Annotated in this window: 12 protein-coding genes; 8 read left to right on the top strand and 4 right to left on the bottom strand. The window is 35.4% G+C overall.

What is annotated here, in order from left to right; translation table 11 throughout:
* Positions 1-83: 83 nt before the first annotated feature.
* Genes VB264_RS10285 through VB264_RS10275 form a run of 3 tightly spaced genes read left to right on the top strand, consistent with a single transcriptional unit; the run spans position 84 to position 6,484 of the window.
* Complete coding sequence (locus VB264_RS10285) at positions 84-2,348, top strand: DUF5682 family protein (RefSeq protein ID WP_323249070.1); 2,265 nt, start codon at positions 84-86, stop codon at positions 2,346-2,348.
* Between the two features lie 30 nt (positions 2,349-2,378).
* Complete coding sequence (locus tag VB264_RS10280; protein ID WP_323249068.1) at positions 2,379-5,300, top strand: DUF4132 domain-containing protein; 2,922 nt, start codon at positions 2,379-2,381, stop codon at positions 5,298-5,300.
* Positions 5,300-6,484, top strand: coding sequence for a VWA domain-containing protein (locus VB264_RS10275; protein WP_323249066.1), 1,185 nt, complete (start codon positions 5,300-5,302; stop codon positions 6,482-6,484). Before VB264_RS10280 ends, VB264_RS10275 begins: the two co-directional genes overlap by 1 nt.
* 90 nt (positions 6,485-6,574) lie before the next feature.
* On the opposite strand, the gene VB264_RS10270 is transcribed toward VB264_RS10275, so the two are convergent.
* Positions 6,575-7,819, bottom strand: coding sequence for an MFS transporter (locus tag VB264_RS10270; RefSeq protein ID WP_323249064.1), 1,245 nt, complete (start codon positions 7,817-7,819; stop codon positions 6,575-6,577).
* Between the two features lie 551 nt (positions 7,820-8,370).
* On the opposite strand from VB264_RS10270, the gene VB264_RS10265 reads away from it, so the two are divergent.
* Positions 8,371-12,228, top strand: a complete 3,858-nt coding sequence (locus tag VB264_RS10265) for a T9SS type A sorting domain-containing protein (protein WP_323249062.1) — start codon at positions 8,371-8,373, stop codon at positions 12,226-12,228.
* Here VB264_RS10265 and VB264_RS10260 read toward each other — a convergent pair.
* Positions 12,225-12,476: a hypothetical protein gene (locus VB264_RS10260; protein ID WP_323249060.1), complete on the bottom strand. Its 252-nt coding sequence runs from the start codon at positions 12,474-12,476 to the stop codon at positions 12,225-12,227. The genes VB264_RS10265 and VB264_RS10260 overlap by 4 nt on opposite strands.
* Positions 12,477-12,821: 345 nt before the next feature.
* Between VB264_RS10260 and VB264_RS10255 the strand changes: the two genes are divergently transcribed.
* The 4 genes from VB264_RS10255 (at position 12,822) to VB264_RS10240 (ending at position 17,690) form a co-directional block, all read left to right on the top strand.
* Positions 12,822-13,823 carry a pectinesterase family protein gene (locus tag VB264_RS10255; protein ID WP_323249058.1) on the top strand — a complete coding sequence of 334 codons (1,002 nt, stop codon included), beginning with the start codon at positions 12,822-12,824 and terminating at the stop codon, positions 13,821-13,823.
* A 170-nt stretch (positions 13,824-13,993) separates the two neighbouring features.
* Positions 13,994-15,739: a DUF885 family protein gene (locus tag VB264_RS10250; protein ID WP_323249056.1), complete on the top strand. Its 1,746-nt coding sequence runs from the start codon at positions 13,994-13,996 to the stop codon at positions 15,737-15,739.
* A gap of 19 nt (positions 15,740-15,758) precedes the next feature.
* Positions 15,759-17,009 (top strand): NAD(P)/FAD-dependent oxidoreductase, encoded by a 1,251-nt coding sequence (locus VB264_RS10245; RefSeq protein WP_323249054.1) that lies wholly within the window; start codon positions 15,759-15,761, stop codon positions 17,007-17,009.
* 72 nt (positions 17,010-17,081) lie between these two features.
* Positions 17,082-17,690, top strand: coding sequence for a Crp/Fnr family transcriptional regulator (locus VB264_RS10240; RefSeq protein WP_323249053.1), 609 nt, complete (start codon positions 17,082-17,084; stop codon positions 17,688-17,690).
* A gap of 43 nt (positions 17,691-17,733) precedes the next feature.
* Here VB264_RS10240 and VB264_RS10235 read toward each other — a convergent pair whose 3' ends face one another.
* Positions 17,734-19,419 carry a RagB/SusD family nutrient uptake outer membrane protein gene (locus VB264_RS10235; RefSeq protein WP_323249051.1) on the bottom strand — a complete coding sequence of 562 codons (1,686 nt, stop codon included), beginning with the start codon at positions 19,417-19,419 and terminating at the stop codon, positions 17,734-17,736.
* Between the two features lie 107 nt (positions 19,420-19,526).
* Positions 19,527-22,586, bottom strand: coding sequence for a SusC/RagA family TonB-linked outer membrane protein (locus tag VB264_RS10230; RefSeq protein ID WP_323249049.1), 3,060 nt, complete (start codon positions 22,584-22,586; stop codon positions 19,527-19,529).
* Positions 22,587-22,927 lie beyond the last annotated feature (341 nt).

The following is a 22,927-nucleotide window of genomic DNA, read 5'->3' as shown; positions in this document are numbered from 1 at the left end:
GATAGAATATTTTACAACAAAAACACCTGCAAATCATATACTTATATCATTTTTAATAAAGAATGATGATGATTTTTTGACTCATGAATTTAACAATCCTCGGTATTCGTCATCATGGTGTGGGGTCGGCAAAAAATGTGGCTGAACGTCTGGAACAATTGCGGCCTGATATGATTTTGATTGAAGGTCCACCCGAAATCACAAATGCGTTAACACTAATTGGGCATTCCGACTTAAAACCGCCTGTTTCGGTGATGATTTATAACACTGAAAATCCCAAGCAATCGTCTTTTTATCCATTCGCTGAGTATTCTCCTGAATGGGTTGCGGCCATTTATGCCAATAAAAATAACATTCCTTTGCGGGCAATGGATTTGCCTGCCGCAATCTCTTTCCAGATAGCTTATCTAAAACAGCAAGAAGCTCAAGCTGTTGCTGAAAAAGATAATGATACCCCGATTATCGATACTGAGCCTATCCATTTGCTTGTCCCTCGTGATCCACTTAGCTACTTAGCCGAAATCTCCAACTTTAGTTCTGGAGAGGCTTTTTGGGAACATTATTTTGAGAAAAACTATATTAAGGATACCGAAATTGACCATTTTGATGCTGTTACTTTGGCCATGACTTCTCTCAGAGAACAACAGATTTTATCATCTTTAGATGAAGAAAATGTCTATCGTGAAGCCTATATGCGTGAAATTATTCGGAAAGCACAGAATGAATTATTTAGCAATATCGTCGTGATTTGCGGGGCTTGGCACGCACCCGTATTACAAGAATTGAATAAATCTGCAAAGGCTGATACAAAGATTTTAAAGACTTTGCCCAAAACTAAAATCAAAGTATTGGCAACTTGGATTCCATGGACAAATCAACGACTATCGATACAATCGGGTTATGGAGCAGGGATTTATTCGCCGGGTTGGTTTGAACATATCTGGAAAACACCCCATGAATATGATTTACGTTGGCTGACCAAAGTAGCAGAAGTTTTCAGAAAAAAGAATGTAGATATTTCTACTGCTCATATCATTGAAGCTGTTCGCTTGGCAGAAAATTTGGCAGCCTTACGGAACTTTTCTAAGCCCAGTTTAGAAGAACTAAATGAAGCCGTTTTAGCCGTTATGTGCATGGGTGATAAAATCATGCTGAATTTAGTACGAGAGCAACTAATTATAGGGAAAAAATTAGGCAAAGTACCTTCTGATATTCCAAAGGTACCTTTACAAGAAGATTTTGAGCGAATCATCAAATCTCTCCGTTTACCACTGACTGCTAATGCTAAGCAATATGATTTGGATTTACGCAATGAAAATGATTTAAAAAGAAGCATTTTTTTGCACCGGCTGGAGATTCTAGGAATTCCTTGGGCAAAACGAATAGATAGTAGAAGCAAAGGTACTTTCAAAGAATCATGGAAATTAGAATGGGAACCTGAAATGATGATTTCATTGATTGACAAAGCATTTTTTGGCAATACTATCCAGATAGCTACACAGCAAATTATTGTGAACCAATTAGACAATGAAACGTCGGTCGGAAAGGTTGCCGAATTGATTCAGAAAACAATTCCTGCTGAATTATTTGATATTATTGGCGTGCTTTTAAACAAAGTAAACGAGCTTGCTACTATTTCAGCCGACATCATGGATTTAATGTTTGCCTATCCCCCATTAGTACAGGTAAGCCGTTATGGAAACGTTCGTAAAACCGACCTTTCAATGATACAAGGTATTGTCGATAGCCTAATCACTAAAATATCCATTGGCTTATCTAATGCCTGTTATGGATTAGACGAAGCCAATGCTGAGAATATGTTTTTAAAAATTGGACAAGTAAACGACGCAGTTCTATTGAGTGATAAGCCAGAGATAGACCAAATATGGATGGATGCGTTGAGTAAACTACTAGATAAATCAGGTGTAAACCAACTCATAAAAGGCTGTACCTGTCGCTTATTATTAGATGCACAATATCTTTCAGAAGAAGAAACAGACAGACAATTATCTTATTCATTATCAGCCAATAATGAACCTATTGAAGTAGCAGCATGGATTGAAGGGTTTTTAAGGGGTAGTGGAATGATTTTGATTTATGACCATAAATTATGGAACCTAATTTATCGTTGGGTAGGTCAAATTCAGGAAGAAGTTTTCATGGAATTATTGCCTATTTTGCGTAGAACATTTTCCAAATTTGAATATGCTGAACGCCGTCAAATTGGCGAAAAAGCAAAAGAAGGAATTATTACGCAAGATTATACGAAAGCATCCAAGATAGAGCAAGAATTAGACAAAAACCGAGCAGAAATGGTTTTGCCTGTGTTGGAAATGTTGTTATTCTAAACGTGAAGAAAATACTAAACATTATTAACAATGAATGAAGAGCAAAAAGGCAATAGTTTAACTGAACAAGAACAAAAACTAGAGCTTCTAAAAGTTAGAAATATTATTTCGGGGTACTCGTGGGTTAATACTAATCAAAAGAGCCTCATGAATGCTGTTTTTGATTATTTATTAGGTTTAGATTCTTTTCCTCAAGGTATTATTTATGGCACCATTTCAAATTATATTATTCCGAATAAAATCATAGAAGCAATAAATCCATTAGATGCTCTGACAGATATTGATGATAGATTTTTTAACCTTGTAACATCTTATTGGAGCATGGGGGAGGGATTAATGATTCAATATTTAGTGAAATATATTCCTTTTGAAAATGGAGTAAATTTGATTGATTTATTATCATTAAAACTTTCAGGATATCAAGTTTCCATTAGCAAAAATAATCTATTAAGGAGTTTATTGTATAAAGGGGGTAATGTATTACGGAATGGAGAACGCTTAACTTCTGGTGGAATCTTTGTCAAAGAACAAATAACCAATGACTTTAATAATGCCTATCAAGTACCTTTTCAAGATAATAAAGAACATATTTTTTGGGATTTTTTATTTTTTGCCAATCCTAATCTTGCGGAACAGCATATTGAAAGGTTTTTTGCATCAAATTGTAAGATTGCAGATACGTTATTGGTAATAAAAATTCTATTAGAGAAGAATACAGAAAAATATTATCCTCAGATAATAGCCTTTCTCAATGAGAAAAAGAATGCTAATTTACTTGCTTCTTGTTTTGGCCTTTTAGAGGAATATGCTCCAAAACATTTTGAAGAAGATGAGCTAGAGCTTGCAAAAAAATATTTTGAATTTGGGTATAGCTTTTACTTTTACGAAACAATAAGTATAGACCCATTTTCTGTGTCGTTAAAAATTATTTTGAAGCACTGTAAATCTTCAGAGGATTTCCTTATAAATTACCCTAAAAAAGGATTAGCAATTACTTTATCGGAAAAATATCTCATGCTAATATTTGAGGCTTATGGCGACAAAAGTCAAATTATATTTGAAGAATTATTTGAAAACCATATTTCTGAGAAAAGTAATAATAAAGCAATTTTTGAATTTATTGCGAAATTCAACTTCAATCATCTCATTCCCAAACTCCTTGTTTTTGTAAGGAGTGATAATAGAACATGCCGAGATCAAACCGTAATTCTATTAGCAAAACTTGGCGACCAAATTATACCTGAGGCAGTGAATTTGTTAGAGGAGAAAAATATCGAGAAACGGAAATCTGGAGCAAAAATTTTATCCTTAATCAAATCTGAAAAAGCCCAAGAAATTTTAACAAATTTTATTGATACAGAGAAAAATGATGATACTCGTGACACCATGTTAGAAGGTATCATAGCCATTATTTCTAACCAAAATACACGAGAAGACATTCTCCAGAAAGTCCAAAAAGCAAAAGCAAGAGAAAAATTAGAAAAGCCTTTAGAAAAATGGCTAGATGAATCAACACTTCCTGCTATATATTGGAGTAGCTCTAATCAAATAATTGATCTTGAAACAATTAGGTTTTTGTTTTACCGTATGAGTAGAACAAAAGATATTCGTACCGATATTGAAGCCAAGCCATTAATTATGTTGATTGATAGAACGTCGAGTGGTGATTTCGCAAAGGCTTTGATTAAAACGTATTTTGCAAATGGTGCAGATGCAAAATACAAATTTTGTTTAACCTTGGGTGGGCTTTTAGGAGACGATGAAATTATCGATTTATTGTATAAAAAGGTAATCGAATTTGCCGAAACGAGTAGAGGAAAAATGGCAGAATATACAGTGAAGGCACTAGCGTTGCAAGGTTCAACAAAGGCTTTGAGAGCTGTTGAGTTTTTTTCCAGAAAGTATAAAGCTAAAAATAAAAATATTGGAGCAGCCGCTAATGAATCTTTTATACTCGTTGCAGAAGAGTTAGGTATTTCGCCTTATGATTTAGCCGATTCAATTATTCCCAATTTTGGTTTTGATGGGTTATTTAGACGATTTGAAGTTGGAGACGAAATTTTTCGTGCTTTTATTAATACTGATTTTAAAATCATGTTTTTCAATGAAGACAATAAATTATTAAAATCCCCTCCCAAGGGCATCAACAAAGAATTGGCAGAAGAACTAAAGGAAGTTTCAAAAGAAATCAAAGATATTGTAAAATCTCAATCTAATCGATTAGAACAATACTTAATCATTCAACGAAAATGGTCTTCTGAAAAATGGCAAAGCTTTTTCCTAGAAAATCCAATCATGTTTGTATATGCTGTTCGACTGATTTGGGGCGCTTATAATTCATCAGGAGAATTACTATTTACTTTTCGATGTGAGCAAGACCAAACACTTATTAATGAAGATGGCGATGAGATAGAATTATTACCAGTATTGCAAATTGGAATGGTGCATCCAATTTCACTTTCATCTCAAAGTATTGATTTTTGGAGTAGTAGTCTTTATGATGCTAACCTTATGCCTATTTTCCCGCAACTTAACAGAATGGTAGTATTGTTAAAAGAGGAAGAGCGTTCATTAAAAATGAGTGAAGAGTTTAGTAATGTCAAAATTGGAGGCTATTCTTTTGTAAACAAAATGGATAAATTAGGTTGGATTCGAGGGTCGATAGTAGATGCTGGCGGAATAGCTAGTTATTATAAAGATTTTTCAGAAGCAGGAATTACTGCTATCATCATACAAAAAGGAGTGATTGGCATAGGTTATCTCGAAGAAAATGCTGAATTAGGAAGTTTGATGTTTGTTCATAAAGGAAAAGTTGCATTTGGAAGTTATGTTTATGACGAGCCAGAAAATATCTACGATACACGTCTAATTGACTTTGAGAATGTTCCATCAATTGTTTATTCAGAAGTTATGGCAGATATGATTTCATTAAAAGCAATTCAGGTTCAATAATGGAAAACGAAGAACAACTTAAAAAGTGGCGGTTAATTCTAGGTGGGGATGAAGCCGATGGTATTGGTTGTCAATTATCTGATTCAGAAATGCAGATAGATAAAGCTTTGACTGCTTTATATGATTTCGATAAAAAGCAAAAATTTGATTATACTCAGTCAAAAAGTAAAGGTGGTAGCGAAGGTTCAAGACCAAGTGTTGCTCGTTGGTTGGGCGATATTCGTAGTTATTTCCCACAATCAGTTGTGAAAGTCATGCAAAATGATGCCTTAAAACATCCAGAATTGCAGAGAAAGATGATGCTTGAACCCGAGATTTTAGAGCAAACTACACCCGATGTTCACTTGGTGGCTACGCTGATGGAATTAGGGAAATTAATCCCTGAAAAAACGAAAGATACTGCTCGACGAGTGGTTGAAAAAGTTGTAGATGAATTGATGCAAAAATTAGAACAAAAAACAATTGCAGCTTTGTCTGGTGCATTAAATCGTTCTGTCAGAAATTATCGTCCTCGCTACAATGAAATTGATTGGAATACTACTATTAGAAAAAATCTAAAACATTATCAGCCTGATTATAAAACCATTATCCCAGAAGTAAAAGTAGGTTATGGACGTAAAGCAAAGCGTTCACTCAAAGATATTGTACTTTGTTTAGACCAAAGTGGTTCTATGGGGACATCAGTAGTGTATTCGGGAATTTTTGGAGCGGTGATGGCTTCTTTGCCTAATGTAAAAACCAAGATGGTTGTATTTGACACACAAGTGGCTGACCTTACTGAAGACCTACAAGACCCCGTTGATTTACTTTTTGGCGTGCAATTAGGAGGTGGAACTGATATTAATTTGGCTTTACAGTATTGTCAAGAGATTATAAAAAAACCTGACGATACCATTTTAGTACTGATTACAGATTTATTTGAGGGCGGAAATCTTGAACAGATGAAAAAACGTGCTGTCGCTTTAGTCGAATCGGGCGTTCAAGTGATTTGTTTGTTAGCTCTCAATGATGATGGAAGTCCTTCTTATGAGCCTTCAAATGCTAAATTCTTTTCTCAGCATAATATTCCTGTCTTTGCTTGTACACCTGATATATTTCCCGATTTGATGGCTTCTGCTATCCAGAAAAAAGACTTGTTTCAATGGGCAGGCGAAAATGATATTGTGTTAAAAGGAATTTCATAAGCCAATAAAAAGAGCTTTAGAAAAGAAGTGCATTCTTGGTACATACCAGATTCTTTCTTTATACTAAAGCTCTTTTAAATAATTTATCTTTTAATCTTCTTCTAAATAATCCAAATCTTTACCATGCGTTTCAGGAATGGTTAAAATAGAATAGAATGCTAGGATAAAACAAATTATGCCAACAATAGCAGCGGCATGAAATACACCTATTCCTACTTTCAACTTTGCATAAAGTAAGGTCATCCCGATTACCGTTCCGCGTACCATATTCGGAACAGTTGTTGCGGCTGTTGCTCTAAGGTTTGTTCCAAATTGTTCTGCTCCGATAGTAACAAACATTGCCCAATATCCTACTGAAAAACCCATACACATACATAATGTATATAAACCAGAGGCTGTAGAAATACCCGCATAAAGGAAGATAATGCTACAAATCAATGAAAGGATTAATAGAATTGTAACGGCTTTCTTTCTAGATTGTAATACCTGACTTATTACACCGCTAGATAAGTCGCCTATGGCAAGACCTACATAACAAAACATAATAGCTTTGCCTGGCTCAATGTTTTCTGGAATACCCAATTTCTTTCCAAATTCATCAGCGAATGTTGCCAAAATACCTATTACAAACCATGTAGGCATACCAATGGCAATACACTTTAAATATCGTTTTAATCTATCAGCATTGGTAAAGAGCGAAAAAAAATTGCCTTTACTGACATGTTTCTGTTTCTTAGCATTTTCAAACATACCCGATTCAAAAACACTTATTCTCATCAATAAAAGGATAATTCCTAATCCGCCTCCGATAAAGTATGCATTACGCCATCCCCCAAATTGAGTTACGGTAAAATAAGCAGCTACGGCTCCGAATAAGCCAACACCAGCGACTAAAGAAGAACCTAGTGCTCTTAACTCTTTAGGCAATACCTCCGAAACTAATGTAATGCCTGCTCCTAACTCGCCTGCTAAACCTACGCCTGCTACAAATCTTAAAATAGCGTAAGTAGTAGGGTCTTGAATAAAGCCACAGGCGATATTAGCAATAGAATAAGTAATGATTGACCCAAACAATACAGACAATCTTCCTTTTTTATCTCCTAAAACACCCCATAAAATTCCTCCAATTAATAAACCTCCCATTTGCCAATTAAGGATATCTTTTCCGACCGAGGAAATTGCTTCTTCATCCAAACCTAGGTCTTGTAAACTTGATCGACGAACAATGCCAAATAGAAGGAGGTCATAGATATCTACAAAATAACCTAAAGAGGCCACAATCACTGGGATACTTAAAAGATGTTGTAAAGGAGTTTTTGAAAGCGTGGTAGTCATATTCAATTTGTTAAAAACGGGTTTGTTACAAAAATCGTAAGGAAAAATAATCAATCCTATTTTATTTTCAACATTTATAGCACTAGTCAGATTTTGTATATGATTTTAATCAGATTTAATATAAGACAATATCATAGCCTTGTGCAATCTTTCCATAGTATTATTGTACAGACAATTTATAATAGGTATTTTTTTGTTACTCTTTTCAATCAATTTCCGACTAATGTCTTTGAAATCTCGTATGTATTTTTGAAAGTAGTTTTTTTAGCAAAATTTTCTAGAAAATAGAAATTAGAAGAATAATGGTTATGAAAATAACCATTATTAAGTTCAGCGTTAAGAAATCATTTTTTTTAGACCTTAAAATACATTTTTTGTTAAAAATTTTAATATTTTTTTGCAATTTTTATAAAAATTGCAAACTTAATTTCTTAACTTAGAATAATAAATTCTTCATTTGCTTCAAAAAGGCAAATAAAAGTTATAAATATTATTGAATTTATCTTATTTTTTTTCTTTTTATTCACTCCATTTTTAACCGCCAATAAACAATGGAAAGACGCTTACTTTTGCTTGTGCTATTTTTAATAGCACCACTTGCTGTTTTTTGCCAAAGCCCAGAACGCATTAAAATTTCTTCTATTACTCCTAGCGAAAACACAGGTCAAGATTTTAGCCCTTGGTTAAATGATGATTTAAACAACCTTGTTGAATTTGTTTGGTCTGGTAATTTCAAATGGGTAGATGTTACCTTGAAATTAGAAAAACGTAGCAAAATCACTAAAGTCTCTTTATACGACCATCAAGGTTCTTTCGAAGGTACTCCCGTTTCTGTATATGCTTTAGACGGAACTACTAAAACTTTATTGGGAACTTTTAATGGTACTGCCTATATGTCTTTTGTGGACATCGTGGCAAAAACACCATTAGATGCTGATGCTATTATCATTCACAAATATGCTAATGCTATTCCGCAAAAAGTACAGGTATATGGCACTGCTGCTACTACAGAAGCTGCTAAACCAACAGAACCTGTAGTTACAATCCCTGAACCTGTAGTTGTAGTAACGCCTACTCCAGCTCCTGTTGTTTCTACAGTTGTTGCTCCAGAACGCATTAAAATTTCTTCTATTACTCCTAGCGAAAACACAGGTCAAGATTTTAGCCCTTGGTTAAATGATGATTTAAACAACCTTGTTGAATTTGTTTGGTCTGGTAATTTCAAATGGGTAGATGTTACCTTGAAATTAGAAAAACGTAGCAAAATCACTAAAGTCTCTTTATACGACCATCAAGGTTCTTTCGAAGGTACTCCCGTTTCTGTATATGCTTTAGACGGAACTACTAAAACTTTATTGGGAACTTTTAATGGTACTGCCTATATGTCTTTTGTGGACATCGTGGTAAAAACACCATTAGATGCTGATGCTATCATCATTCACAAATATGCTAATGCTATTCCGCAAAAAGTACAGGTATATGGCACTGCCGCTACCACAGCCGCTGCTAAATCAGCAGAGCTAGTAGTTACAACCCCTGAACCAGCGGTTACCACTCCAGAGCCCGTAGTTGTAGTAACGCCTACTCCTATTGTAGAAACTCCTGCAATTGTTGCTCCAGACCGTGTTAAAATTGCTAAGATTTCAGCTAATGAAAACACTGGTCAAAACTATACTCCTTGGTTGAATGATGATTTGAACAATTTAGTTGAATATGTTTGGACTGGTAACTCTAAATGGGTTGACGTAAGATTAACTTTTGAAAAACGCAGTAAAATCACTAAAGTTTCTTTGTATGACTATGAAGGTACTTTCGCTGATAATCCTGTTTCGGTATATGCTTTAGATGGTGCTAATAAAATTTTCCTAGGCTTGTTTGAAGGCCTTGCTTACAAAACATTTGTAGATATTATCGTTGCAACTCCTTTTGATGCAGATGCTATCGTAATTCATAAATTTGCGAACAATATTCCTCAAAAAGTACAGGTATTTGGCTTAGAGGCAACTAGTGTTTCTACAGGTTTAGTGGATGATAGCCCAGTTGTTACTACTCCAACACCGACTCTTCCTGTAGTGGTAGTAGCTCCAGCACCAGTAATTGCTGGTACTAAAATAGAAATCAACCCAAAAAGATGGTATCAATTAAACAACAATAGCAATGGTTTAGAACAACTTTTTGACGGTATCTTAGATGCTTCTGTGAATACAGGATGGGGAAAAATATTAGATAATTATGATGCTTATTACCCACTTCTTGACGACGAGCAAATGACATTGCAAAGTATTCGTTTTTATGACGGACAAGGTATCTTCCAAGATAAGCCTATGACGCTTTCTGTGATTACTGATACTTGGGAAAGAATTCAGATTGCAAAATTCACAGGAGATTTATACAATGCTTGGGTAGGTCCAGATCCTCTTAATCCAAATACATTTTCTTTGAGCAATATTCCAGCAGGTAAAATCAGATATTTGGTAATCAACACTTACGGAAACTTACCTACAGAAATGGAGTTGTATGGTACACACATAGCAAGTAAAAAAGCTGTTACAGCAGCACCTTTGAAAGCTATTAAAATGAAAGATGGTTTTGGCGTAAATGGTTTTGAATGGGACTTTTTTGACCCATATCACCCAGATTATGTTGACGAAACAAAGGTTAAAGCTATCAAATCATTCTCAGGTTTCCGTCACTACATAGATTGGGATAAAATTGAGTTCAGTGAAAACAAATATACATTCAACCCAACATATAGCGGTGGTTGGAATTATGATGCAATTTATGAGCGTTGTAAAACTGAAGGTATTGAAGTATTAGCTTGTATTCAAGTTGCTTCAACTTGGTTGGTTAAAACATATCCTGAAAGTATCCAAGATTATAACGTTATTCCTGTAAAATACGGAAAGTCTATTACAGACCCTGCTTCATATATTGAACAAGCTAGAGTAGCGTTTCAATATGCTGCCCGTTATGGAAGCAATAAAAATGTTGACCTGTCTCTTTTAAGTGTTTATGACAAACCAAGATGGACTTTTGATAACATCAATACGGTAAAAGTAGGCCTAGGTGTAGTAAAATACATGGAATGTGGTAATGAGCGCGACAAATGGTGGAAAGGCAGAGGTGCTTACCAAACTGCTCGTGAGCATGCTGCTAATTTATCTGCTTTTTATGATGGACACAAAAACACAATGGGCCCTGGCGTTGGTGTAAAAAATGCTGACCCTAATATGAAAGTGGTAATGGCTGGTTTAGCATTCGCAAAAACTGACTATGTAAGAGGTATGATTGACTGGTGTAAAGAGTTCAGAGGTTATAATGCTGATGGAACTGTTAATTTATGCTGGGACATCATTAATTACCACCAATATTCTGATAATTCAGGTTCTAAACAAGATGGTACATCTTCTCGTGGTGCTGCTCCAGAAGTATCAGAAGCAGCAAAAACAGCGAAAGAATTTGTTCAAATGGCTCATGATTATGCGAATGATATGCCTGTTTGGATTACAGAATTAGGCTTTGACCTTAACCAAGGGAGCCCATTAAAAGCTATTCCAATTGGCGATAAAAGCGAATATGTTACTCAGGCAGACTGGGGTTTAAGATCATCTTTGATGTATAACCGTTTAGGTGTTGAAAAATCTTTCTTTTATGAAATATATGACGACAACTTTGAAAACCCTATTCAGTTTGGTTCATCTGGCTTAATTGGCCCTAATCAAAAACGCAGACCAATTGCAGATTACCTCTATCAAACAAACAAATTAATGGGGAACTATGTGTACAAAGAAACTATCTCTCAAGAGCCAATGGTAGATCGTTATGAGTACAATGGTAAATCTGCTTATGTTTTGTTTATCGCTGACGAAAAAGGACGTACTGCTGATTATACGTTGAATCTTGGTAATGTTTCAAAAGCAAATTTATATAACTTAAAAGTGGGTGCAGATTCAATGAGTGTTTCATCTTTGGCTGCAAACGGCGGAAAATTTACATTAAATGTTACTGAAACGCCTATCTTCTTGATTCCGACAGAGACAGCCTCTACAAATCAAGCTGGTAATGTTAAACCAACAAGCAATGTAATTCCAACAACAGAAATGAATAGCCGTATTGCAGTTAGTGAAAAATCAGGTCCAGAAACACCACTATTGGGTTCATTAAATACATATCCAAATCCAACTACTGATTATGTATTATTGACGCTAGATAATGAAAGTACTGAAAACCTTGAAGTAAAAATTAGTGACTTGACATTCGGCAGAGTGATGTTACAAAATATATTCGAAAAATCTGGAAGCAAATTTTCTGAAAAATTAGACATCAGAAACTTACCTGCTGGAAACTACGTGATAGAAGTAATTCAAGGGAAAGAACAAATGGTTAAGAAAATTGTAAAGGCGGGTTAAAACAAGCTTAGCTGTCCTAAAATCTTTTTAGTGGCAGCTAAGTATGGTTTTCTTTTCCCAGAAATTATCAATTTAACATCTGTTCTGAAAACTGTACCAACTTGCATTTGATTTCGTTGTTTTCTAGAACAGCTAACCCACAAAACAGGCACCTTCTGCCCCTCTGTAGGACGAACCCTGATTCTCTTACTTTTGGCGTCGTAAGTAGTTAAAAGGCAAACATTGGTAAAATAAATTGATTCGGCCATAACTGTTTAGTATATAAGCGATTACAATTTAACAAAAAACATTCATATTCAGTAAAAGAAGACTTCTAATTAATTAGGAGTCTTTTTTTGTTTTAAACCCACATTATACTCTGACAAACCTTTAAAATGCTGTTATCTACTATTTTAAGCATTTTATCTACTTCAAAAGAAGTAATATTTTACTTTTAAATATTTTTAATATTATATTTTTTATTGATAAAATTCTATAATTTTGCAAAACAAAATACTTAACCAACAACGATATACTTTAAAAGTAAATAAGAGATATAAGGCTTCCTGAGAGTTTGTTTATTGTATGAAGAACTGTTTCTTTAAAATTTAGTTATGTTACATTTAAAATACGTTTTCCTTTGCTTATGCTGTATGCTGAGCATGGAACTATTGGCTTCACCTACCAAGCAATTAACGGTGGCAAAAGATGGCACTGGTGACTATAAAAGTATCCAAGAGGCCTTTGATGCAGTTCCCCTTCATAATAATAACCCTGTGGTTATTTTCGTTAAAAATGGTACTTACAAAGAGAAAATAGTACTAGATTCTACCAAAAACATGGTAACGCTTGTGGGCGAAAGTGCGTCACAAACTATTTTATCTTTTGATGATTTTTCTGGTAAAGTAGGGGCAGATGGTATAAAAATTACGACTACCACATCAGCATCTACTAGAATTGTGGCAGATAATTTTACTGCCGTAAATATCACCTTCGCTAATACCGCAGGGCCAGTTGGGCAAGCGGTAGCAATGTTAGTGGACGGTGATAAAGCTCGTTTTATCAATTGTCGCTTTCTAGGCTTTCAAGATACCTTATATCCCAAACGTGCTGGAACCAGACAATACTATAAAAACTGCTATATTGAAGGCACTGTTGATTTTATTTTTGGTTGGGCCATTGCATTTTTTGACCATTGCCAACTAAATGGCAAATTAGATGCGGGCTTTTTTACAGCAGCATCAACACCTCAAGATCAATCTTATGGCTTTGTCTTCAATCGTTGTACTTTGACAGGGAGTGCACCAGCAGCCACTTATTATTTAGGAAGACCTTGGCGAGATTATGCCAAAACGGTTTTTTTATGTTGCGAAATGTCAAACATTATTAAGCCTGAAGGATGGCACAATTGGCATAAAACCAATGCCGAGAAAACAGCTTTTTATGCAGAATATGACTCTAGAGAAGCTGGTGGTATTTCACAAGCAAGGGTAGAGTGGTCTAAACAATTAGTAAAATCTGATGTTAAGAAATATACGATTCAGAATGTTCTCGGTGGAAACGACCAATGGAGAGCCGCTAAAGGGCTATCTAAGTTGGCTAAAATAAAAGTTTAGAACCCTCTTTGCTTTCAATTTGTAATTCAGCCTTGTGTCGTAATGACGCAGGGCTTTTTCTTTTCATTAAGTTAATATTAAGGTATCTATTGATAAAATGTATGTACTTCAAATCATTATAAAATTATACTTTTACTTGTCACAAGTGGAACCCATAATTTGAGCAACAAATGAAAAGATATCGACCATTACAACGCAGACTTTTTTTGATAGGTTTCTTCCTAATGACCTATCAATCAATCACTTTTTCTCAAATCTCCACAACAGATTTGTATCAACAAAGTAGTGAAGTCAATAATGTGATGACTCAATATTATGCCGACAAAGGCATACTTTCCAGATTTTACTTTGTAGAAAACTCTCCTGAACGAAGAGAACGCCTAAAAAAGCTTATTTCCGACTATCAAAGTCAATTATCAAAACTCAATTTTAATCAACTAAATACTGGTACTAAAGTAGATTACATCTTATTCAAAAGGAACCTGGATGAAGAATATTATCAATTTACGCTTGAAGAGAAAGAGTATGACGCCTTGAAGAAATGGTTTCCTTTTGCTGATAGCCTATATGCAGTAGAAAAAATAAGAAGAAGAGGAACGCCTTTAGATGCTCCTAAATTAGCTTTTCAGTTTAATGAAATAGCCAAGCAACTCGTTTTACTGAATACTAAATTGACCAAAGACAGCTCTTTAACCAACAGCTTGGGAAAGCGAGGTGCAGGCATTACTATAAGTTTACAGAAAGCGATTAAGTCTGTTTATGGCTTTTACAATGGCTACGACCCTTTGTTTACTTGGTGGATGCCCCAACCTTATGCTCAGTTGGATTCGCTGTTAAAAGTATATGCTATTAATTTTCAAAAGAAAGGGAAAAACCTCTCAACACAAAAAATAGATGCTAGTGGTATTGTAGGCAATCCGATTGGTAAAGAAGAAATCGTCCGTCGATTACAGCTTGAAATGATACCTTATTCTCCTGAAGAATTAGTTGATATTGCCAATAAAGAATTTGCTTGGTGTGATGCTGAAATGCTCAAGGCAAGTAAAGAACTTGGTTTTGGCGACAATTGGAAAGCTGCCTTGGAATACGTAAAAACTAAATATGTCCAGCCTTCTCAACAGCCACAAGAAATGATGAGGTTATACAATGAATCGGTTGACTTCCTAAAGAAAAATCAATTAATAAGTATTCCAGCACTGGCAGAAGAAGCATGGCGAATGAATATGATGTCACCAGAAAGACAATTAGTTAATCCATTCTTTTTAGGCGGTGAAGAGTTCATTATCTCCTATCCAACCAATACCATGACTGAAGACCAGAAGTTAATGAGTATGCGTGGCAATAATCCTCATTTTTCAAGAGCAACCGTACATCATGAATTGATAGCTGGGCATTCGTTACAGTATTTTATGCTGAATAGATATAAAACGTATCGTCAGTTTGACACTCCTTTTTGGATGGAAGGCTGGGCATTGTATTGGGAATTGCTATTATATGACATGAATTTCCCAAAGACACCAGAAGATAAAATAGGCATGTTATTCTGGCGGATGCACCGTTGTGCAAGAATTATTTTCTCGCTTAATTATCATACGGGTAATTGGACGCCACAGCAATGTATAGATTTTTTAATCGACCGAGTTGGACATGAAAAAGCCAATGCAGAAGGCGAAGTAAGGCGTTCATTTGTAGGTGGGTATGACCCGCTGTATCAAATTGCCTACATGATTGGGGGGGTACAATTTAAGGCCTTGAAAAGCGAATTGGTTGACACAGGCAAAATGTCTTACAAGCAATTTCATGATAGTATTATGCAAGAAAACTCGTTGCCCGTAGAAATGATTAGGGCTATTCTCACAAAACAATCTTTGGGCAAAGATTTTAAAACAAATTGGCGATTTTACAAATTCAAGTAAGCAATTAATCATTTAAGATATGAAAAGTGTAGTAGTAATCGGAGGTGGAATTATTGGTTTAAGTACGGCATATTATTTACAAAAGGCTGGAAATCAAGTAACGGTTATCGACAAAGGTGATTTTTCAGATAATTGTTCGTATGGCAATGCAGGCTACGTTTGCCCAAGTCATTTTATTCCCTTGGCAGCCCCTGGCATTATTTGGCAAGGCTTAAAATGGATGCTGAATCCTAAAAGCCCGTTTTATGTAAAACCATCTTTGAATCCTGCTTTGATAGATTGGGGTTGGAAATTCATGAAAAGTGCTACTGAAAAAAATGTAGCCGCTTCGGCCATTCCCTTGAGAGATATTTCCTTATTGAGTCAACATGAATTTGCCGAATGGGCTTGTTTACCTCACTTTGATTTTGCTTATGAACACAAAGGAATGCTAGAAGTGTTCCAGACAGAAGACGTACAAGCCCATGCACATCATACCGTTGAGAAAGCACAGGAATTAGGCTTAGACGTTACTTTATTGAATTATGACGAATTACAAAGCCTTGAACCACAAGCTAAAATTAACGGTCTTGGTGCGTTATTTTTTAAATGCGATGCCCACTTGTACCCAGACAAGTTGATGCGTGTGTTACTACAAGATTTAACAAGCAAAGGCGTAGTATTGAAAGCGAATGAAGAGGTGATACGCTTTGAAAAAAACAATGGGAACATCACGAAAGTAATCACCCAACAACAAGCTTATGAAGCCGACAGTTTTGTGATTGCTACGGGTTCATGGAGCAGAGAATTGGCAGAAATGGTAGAGGTAAGTTTGCCGTTAGTACCGGGACGTGGCTATTCCATTACGTTAGAGGACTCTCCCTATAAAATAAATCATCCTATTATCTTAGCAGAAGGACGAGTTGCCGTAACGCCGATGGATGGGAATAAAATTCGTTTTGGAGGTACGATGGAAGTAGTTTCTACCAAAACACCACCACAGTATCATCGCGTTGAAGGCATCTTAAAATCGGCGAAAGATTTCTTTCCTGATTTTGATATTCCGATGCCTAGCAATGATAAAATATGGTATGGATATCGTCCTTGTTCAGCAGATGGGCTACCTTATATTGGTAAAACGAAGAAACATAAAAATGTAGTAATTGCCACAGGTCATTCGATGATGGGTTTAAGTCTAGGGCCAGCAACGGGCAAATTAGTAGCCGAATTAGTGAATGAACAGCCTACAAGCATTGATATGAAAGCTTTTGATGTACAGCGATTTGGATAAGATAATTAGAAAATAGTAGTATTTTTGAGGAGAATCTAAATCTTTCAAGCAACTTAAAGGTTGTAGTACAACATGAATTCACAAGCTCCTCAAAGTACTTATTTCGAACAAATTAATAAAAGTGTTTGTAAAAATGTAGCGTTTTCGGAAGAAGAATTACGCATTTTCAATGAACATCTTCAATACAAAAAGATTAAAAAGAAGACCTTTTTATTACAAGAAGGTGAGATTTGTAATTTCGAAGCCTTTATCATAAAAGGTTGTATGCGAAAATATTATATCGATAAAAATGGCTTTGAAGTAATCTTACAATTTGCCATTGAAGATTGGTGGGTAAGTGATATTGCTAGTTTTCATGAACAAAAACCTTCTGACCTGTTTATAGAAGCCTTAGAAGACTGTGAGATTTTTGTGTTGACGCCTGATAAAAAAGAGGATTTATTAACGAAAGCCCCTCGATTTGAAAGACAATTTAGATTATTGGTACAGAAAAACTTGTCGGCAACACAAAGTAGGTTAATCAATTCTATTGCCCAGACCGCTTATGAACGATATGCTGATTTCCTGAAAAAGTATCCAAAGATTCCTCAGCGTGTAGCACAACATTATATCGCTTCGTACCTCGGTATTTCTGCTGAATTTCTCAGTAAGGTGAGGGCGAAAATGGCGAAAAACAGTTAACATAAAAAAGGTTGAGACTTTCATCTCAACCTTTTTTATTTGATTAATAACTCGGGTTCTGAGTTAAATATCCTGGAATATTTGAAGCTCCATCAATCGCAGTTTGCGGAATTGGGAAGATTCTTTTGTTTCTATCAGTATTTGTTTTCTCTGTCCATTTATCTTCGAATTTACCAAAACGAATCATATCTGTACGGCGATGCATTTCCCAATAAAGTTCAAATCCTCTTTCACGATATAAGATATCCAATGACATTGCACTAAGTGCTGGAGCTGGCTTAGACGACGTTCTGGCAGCTCTAATCATATTTACATCTGATAATGCACTAGCCACATCATTACTTTTACGCAACTTTGCTTCTGCTCTCATCAAATAAACATCGGCCAAACGAACAATGCTAATATCAGCTTCACCAAAGTTTCTACCACTTACAGATTTCTTACTGAATTCATATTTTTCTACTCTGTAACCAGTATTATAATTACTTCCTGCTACTGTAAAATCAATTTGTTCTGTAAAATTTACCGCTAATGTTGGCTTATTTCTAGTATCATAAGCCAATTTACCCACTTTCATTTTTCCATCAGCACATTTCAAGAAAACACCATTTTTACGAATCAAGCCATATTGTTGTCCTCTTAAAATACCACGGTTGATATTGAAGTTTTCAGCCGCTACGCAAGAATCCGCAGGGTTTGAATAGATAGACAAATTTTGTTTGTAAAATCTAGGGTCAGCAGTTGGGTCTTGTGGTGCATAAGCATTCACCCACGTACGGTAATAGTCAGAAGTAATCGCCGGTCCATCCGTTCCGTTAGCATTCGGATATGCTGGTAATGGGAATTGGTCTCCAGAAAGAGAGAAATATGCCAAACGGTTATGTCCATTTAACTCTGCACGCTGATCAACTGCAAAAATCAATTCTTTGTTGGTATGATTATCTGAGTTGAAGATTGAGAAATAATCGTTTGATAATTGATATTGACCCGAAGAAATAATTTTATCAGAATATTCTATTACTTTATCCAAATCTTCATTTTTGAACGTAATCGTTGCAGCATAAGGATCACGATAAACCGCAGCATTTAGGTATAGTCTTGCTAATAACCCCCAAACAGCACCCTTCGTTAATCGTCCCGGTCCTACAGATGTTTCTAGGTTTGGCTCTACAGCTAATAATTCACTTTTGATGTATTCAACAGCTTTGTCACCTCTCAAAATAGTAGAGTTTTCGCCAATGTCATCTTTTACGAATACTAAGCCAAATAAATCAAGCGTCAACATTGAATAATAAGCTCTCATACCTCTTGCTTCAGCCAAATAGGTTTTAGCGATTGGGTCTTTTGAAGTTGGCAATGTATTAATAGCCGTAATAGCACGCGACATTCCCTGTAATATAAAGTTCCAAGTGGATCTTAAGTTAGGGTCAGTACTTGTTTGGGTATGAGCATGTAGTGCTAAATAGATACCATTATCACCCCAGTCTGTACCCCCACGATATGGCAAAATGGCCTCGTCTGTAGAGATTTCTTGGATTGCGAAGTAGTTGGTATGTAGGAAAATATCTGGAAGCCTTGCGTACACAGGAGCAATAATTCCATCAGCAGCTTGTTTATCCGAAAGATTTGAAGTGAAAGATTCATCCAATACTACTTCTTCTAGATTGGTACAACTTTCAATGAATAAAACGCCCATTAGGGCCAATAGTACATATATTTTCTTTTTCATGATTTCGACGATTTGTAATTTAAAAATTTGGTGATTTGAAGATTTGAAAATGAATTATTCTCAATCATCACATAAACCAAAGATTGAACAGATAACAGGTCTGTCAATTAAAATGAAATATTTAAGCCAAAAATAACTGATCTAGCTTTTGGATAACTTAAATAGTCGATTCCGTAAGAAGTAATACCATTAACAGTTCTGTCTGTATTTACTTCAGGGTCATAGCCATCGTATTTTGTAAATACTGCTAGGTTCTGACCTGTTACTGAAAGTCTCAATGTAGATACCCATTTGTTAATACCCAATGCTTTAGTATTTACATTATAACCTAAAGTCAAGTTATTCAAACGAAGGAAAGCACCGTCTTTCAAGTATCTTGTAGAAACTGGAGCTGAGTTGTTAACTGATTCATTACTTGAAGCAATGGCTTCGGCTGTAGTGTTAATTCCTTTTGATAGTCTTAACTTATAGAAATTGGCATTAGCTGTATTGTCATACACTTTATTACCAGCAACACCATTGAAGTTAATCGACAAGTCAAAACCTTTGTAGTTCGCACGACCAAAGAAGTTAAACTGTTTGGTTGGTAATGCACTTCCTGCTGCAATACGGTCTTTGTCAGTTACGATTCCATCTCCATCTACGTCACGGAAAGTACTGATTCCTTTATCATCAAATCCTGTAAATTCTTTCAAGAAGAACGTACCTATTGGTTGGCCACTCACATAACCATTAATAGTAGCCGAAGTCAAACCAGAACCAGAAGCAGAACCAGAAGGGATAACTGAGTAAGGTGAGTTTTTAACAACATTATCAATAAAAGTAATGTTTCCACCTACTTCATACGTAAAACCACTTGCTGATGCACGACGGTAGTTCAATTCTAATTCTAACCCTTTGTTGGTAATTGTCATGTTGTTTACATTCGTCCAGAATGTACCTGCTGGTTGAACTGGGTCAGCTGGAATTACTTCTAACAAAATATCTCCAGATACTTTATTGAAAGCATCAATTGTACCTGTCAAAGCACCGTTTAAGAATCCAAAATCAATACCGATATCTGTTTGTGTAGATTGTTCCCATTGAATATTTGGGTTGGCTAATCTCGTATAAGACGTTCCAGCAGGATATGCTCCTGTTTCAGTTAATGGATAAGAAGTACCCGCAGAAACCACTGAAGTAAATCTAGCCTGAGTAATTTTTGAAGGAATTTCTTGGTTACCAGTACGTCCCCAACCTGCTCTTACTTTTAAATTACTTAAAGCAGAACCTTTTAAGAATTCTTCTTCAGAGATTCTCCAACCTGCCGAGAAAGAAGGGAAAACACCATATTTATTGTTTGCTCCAAATTTTGAAGAACCATCTACCCTTAAAGTAGCTGTTAATAAATATTTGTCTTTAAACTGATAGTTTACTCTTGAGAAAAACGACTGTAATTCATCGTTAGTGGCATAACCTGTTGGCTTGTTGTTTGCCAAAGTAAGGTCTTGTCCTAATCCTGGATTATAGATAGGCTCGATGTCTGAAATTGGAAATTTGTTAATACTATAAGAACGTCCACGGAATACGAATTTCTGATACGAATGTCCTACTAAAGCCGAGAAGCTATGGTCTTTAATTGACTTAGTATAAGTCAAATAGTTTTCAATCAAACGGTTAGTATTAGTAATATTGATTGTCTCTAAACGACCATCTTGCAAAGGCACTGCACTTGCCAATGATTGTAAATCACGAGATGAGCTTGAATTATCAATCCCAAAGTTCAATTTATATACTAAGCCATCAATGATTTTGATAGAAGGAGAGATATTTCCGATGATACGTGTAATAGAAGTAACGTCTTTCTCTAACTTCAAAGTAGTTAATGGGTTTACGCCATTCACATAAGAATAAGGTTGACCTTTATCGTCGTAAGCAGGATAAGTAGGATTGGTAGAAATAGCTGTACCAATAATCCCTGAAATTGGAGGACGTTCGTTATTAGTATTAGTAGCGTTTAAGTTTACATCAATGCTGATACGGTCGTCTAATAATTTTTGTGTTACATTAATACGGCCCGTATAACGATCTAGTTGATTGTTTTTCAAAATACCTTCTTGATTCTGAAGCCCAAATGAAGCATAATAAGTAAGCTTATCAGCACCACCACCTAATGAGATATTATGGTTTTTAGTAAGTGCCGTTCTTGAAATTTCTTTTTGCCAATCGGTTGATGCTTTCAAATCTTCTAACACACCACCTACAGCAGGTACTTGTTTACGGTATTCATCTGCCGAGAAAACAGGTAAAGCCCTCGCCATCGTAGAAAAGCCATAACTAGTAGAATAATTGAAAGAAGAAAAACCTGCTTTCCCTTTTTTAGTACTAATCAAGATTACCCCATTTGCACCTCTTGAACCATAAATAGCTGTTGCCGAAGCATCTTTTAAAACATCTATTGATTCAATATCCTGAGGGTTCAAAAAGTTAAGAGGGTTTGTTGCTCCACCACTACTTGAGTTATCCAAAGCCAAACCATCTACCACAAAAAGTGGTGTACTTCCTGTTCTTACACCACCTGGTCCACGAACACTGATATTTTGTACTCCTCCGGGTTCACCGCTGGCAGAGGTAACATTTACGCCCGACACTTTACCTTGTAACAGTTGTTCAGGTGAGTTAATAATCCCTTGGTTGAATTCTGCACTTTTCAGTGACTTCACCGACCCTGTAATATCTTTTTTCGTTGAACTTCCGTAACCAATTACGACTACCTGTGCTAAGTCTGATGCACTCGATACTAACGCTACCTCAATTGTACTTTTCCCAGCAATAGCTACTTCTTGTTTTTCATAACCAACAAATGTGAATACTAACGTAGCTTTTTCGTCAGCGGTGATACTGAAGTTACCATTGGCATCTGCATTCACCCCACGTTTGCTATCTTTTACCAGAATATTACATCCTGCCAAAGGCTCTTTGGTTTTAGCATCAATTACTCTACCTTTTACTGTAATCTCTTTGAGAGCTTTGTTTAGTAGTGTTTTTTCATTAGCATACGATTTATTGATTGTGAAAAGGGAAGCATTGTTGGCAAAAGTTGGACTAGCAGAAATGCCAACTGTCGCCCCAACTAAGACGCCAAGAATCAACGTCGATTGGGTCTTAAAAAAAGGTTTTGTGTTCATTTTAGTTCTGTTGTAAATGGAATTTTCATATTTAATCACAATATAATTGAATTGTAATTAAAAAGGAAAAAGTAAGGATTTGCTTTTTAATTGAGGGCGCAAGTTATTCACGTAAGATTTCTGGAAAGTAAAGGCATTGTTATCAAAATATGATTTTTACGTAATATTGTCTTAATATCTATCCTCGATGATAGATATTTTAATGGAGTGGTAGATTCATAATCAATAAATAAAAACTAAAAAGATATTTTGTTTAAATTTTACAATTTTATTATATATTTTATCTATTAAGTATGCATATATTTATCAAAATATCTAAATATTGAAATACATAAGGATAA

Source organism: Arcicella aquatica, from assembly GCF_034928825.1.
Taxonomy (GTDB): Bacteria; Bacteroidota; Bacteroidia; order Cytophagales; family Spirosomataceae; genus Arcicella; species Arcicella aquatica.
The sequence above is the reverse complement of the archived record's forward strand: the minus strand, read 5'-3'. Positions and strand labels throughout refer to the sequence as shown.

Excerpts from the sequence above, each read along its gene's own strand:
- VB264_RS10285 (WP_323249070.1), top strand. The coding sequence starts at position 84 with ATGAATTTAACAATCCTCGGTATTCGTCATCATGGTGTGGGGTCGGCA.
- VB264_RS10280 (WP_323249068.1), top strand. The coding sequence starts at position 2,379 with ATGAATGAAGAGCAAAAAGGCAATAGTTTAACTGAACAAGAACAAAAA.
- VB264_RS10275 (WP_323249066.1), top strand. The coding sequence starts at position 5,300 with ATGGAAAACGAAGAACAACTTAAAAAGTGGCGGTTAATTCTAGGTGGG.
- VB264_RS10270 (WP_323249064.1), bottom strand. The coding sequence starts at position 7,819 with ATGACTACCACGCTTTCAAAAACTCCTTTACAACATCTTTTAAGTATC.
- VB264_RS10265 (WP_323249062.1), top strand. The coding sequence starts at position 8,371 with ATGGAAAGACGCTTACTTTTGCTTGTGCTATTTTTAATAGCACCACTT.
- VB264_RS10260 (WP_323249060.1), bottom strand. The coding sequence starts at position 12,476 with ATGGCCGAATCAATTTATTTTACCAATGTTTGCCTTTTAACTACTTAC.
- VB264_RS10255 (WP_323249058.1), top strand. The coding sequence starts at position 12,822 with ATGTTACATTTAAAATACGTTTTCCTTTGCTTATGCTGTATGCTGAGC.
- VB264_RS10250 (WP_323249056.1), top strand. The coding sequence starts at position 13,994 with ATGAAAAGATATCGACCATTACAACGCAGACTTTTTTTGATAGGTTTC.
- VB264_RS10245 (WP_323249054.1), top strand. The coding sequence starts at position 15,759 with ATGAAAAGTGTAGTAGTAATCGGAGGTGGAATTATTGGTTTAAGTACG.
- VB264_RS10240 (WP_323249053.1), top strand. The coding sequence starts at position 17,082 with ATGAATTCACAAGCTCCTCAAAGTACTTATTTCGAACAAATTAATAAA.
- VB264_RS10235 (WP_323249051.1), bottom strand. The coding sequence starts at position 19,419 with ATGAAAAAGAAAATATATGTACTATTGGCCCTAATGGGCGTTTTATTC.
- VB264_RS10230 (WP_323249049.1), bottom strand. The coding sequence starts at position 22,586 with ATGAACACAAAACCTTTTTTTAAGACCCAATCGACGTTGATTCTTGGC.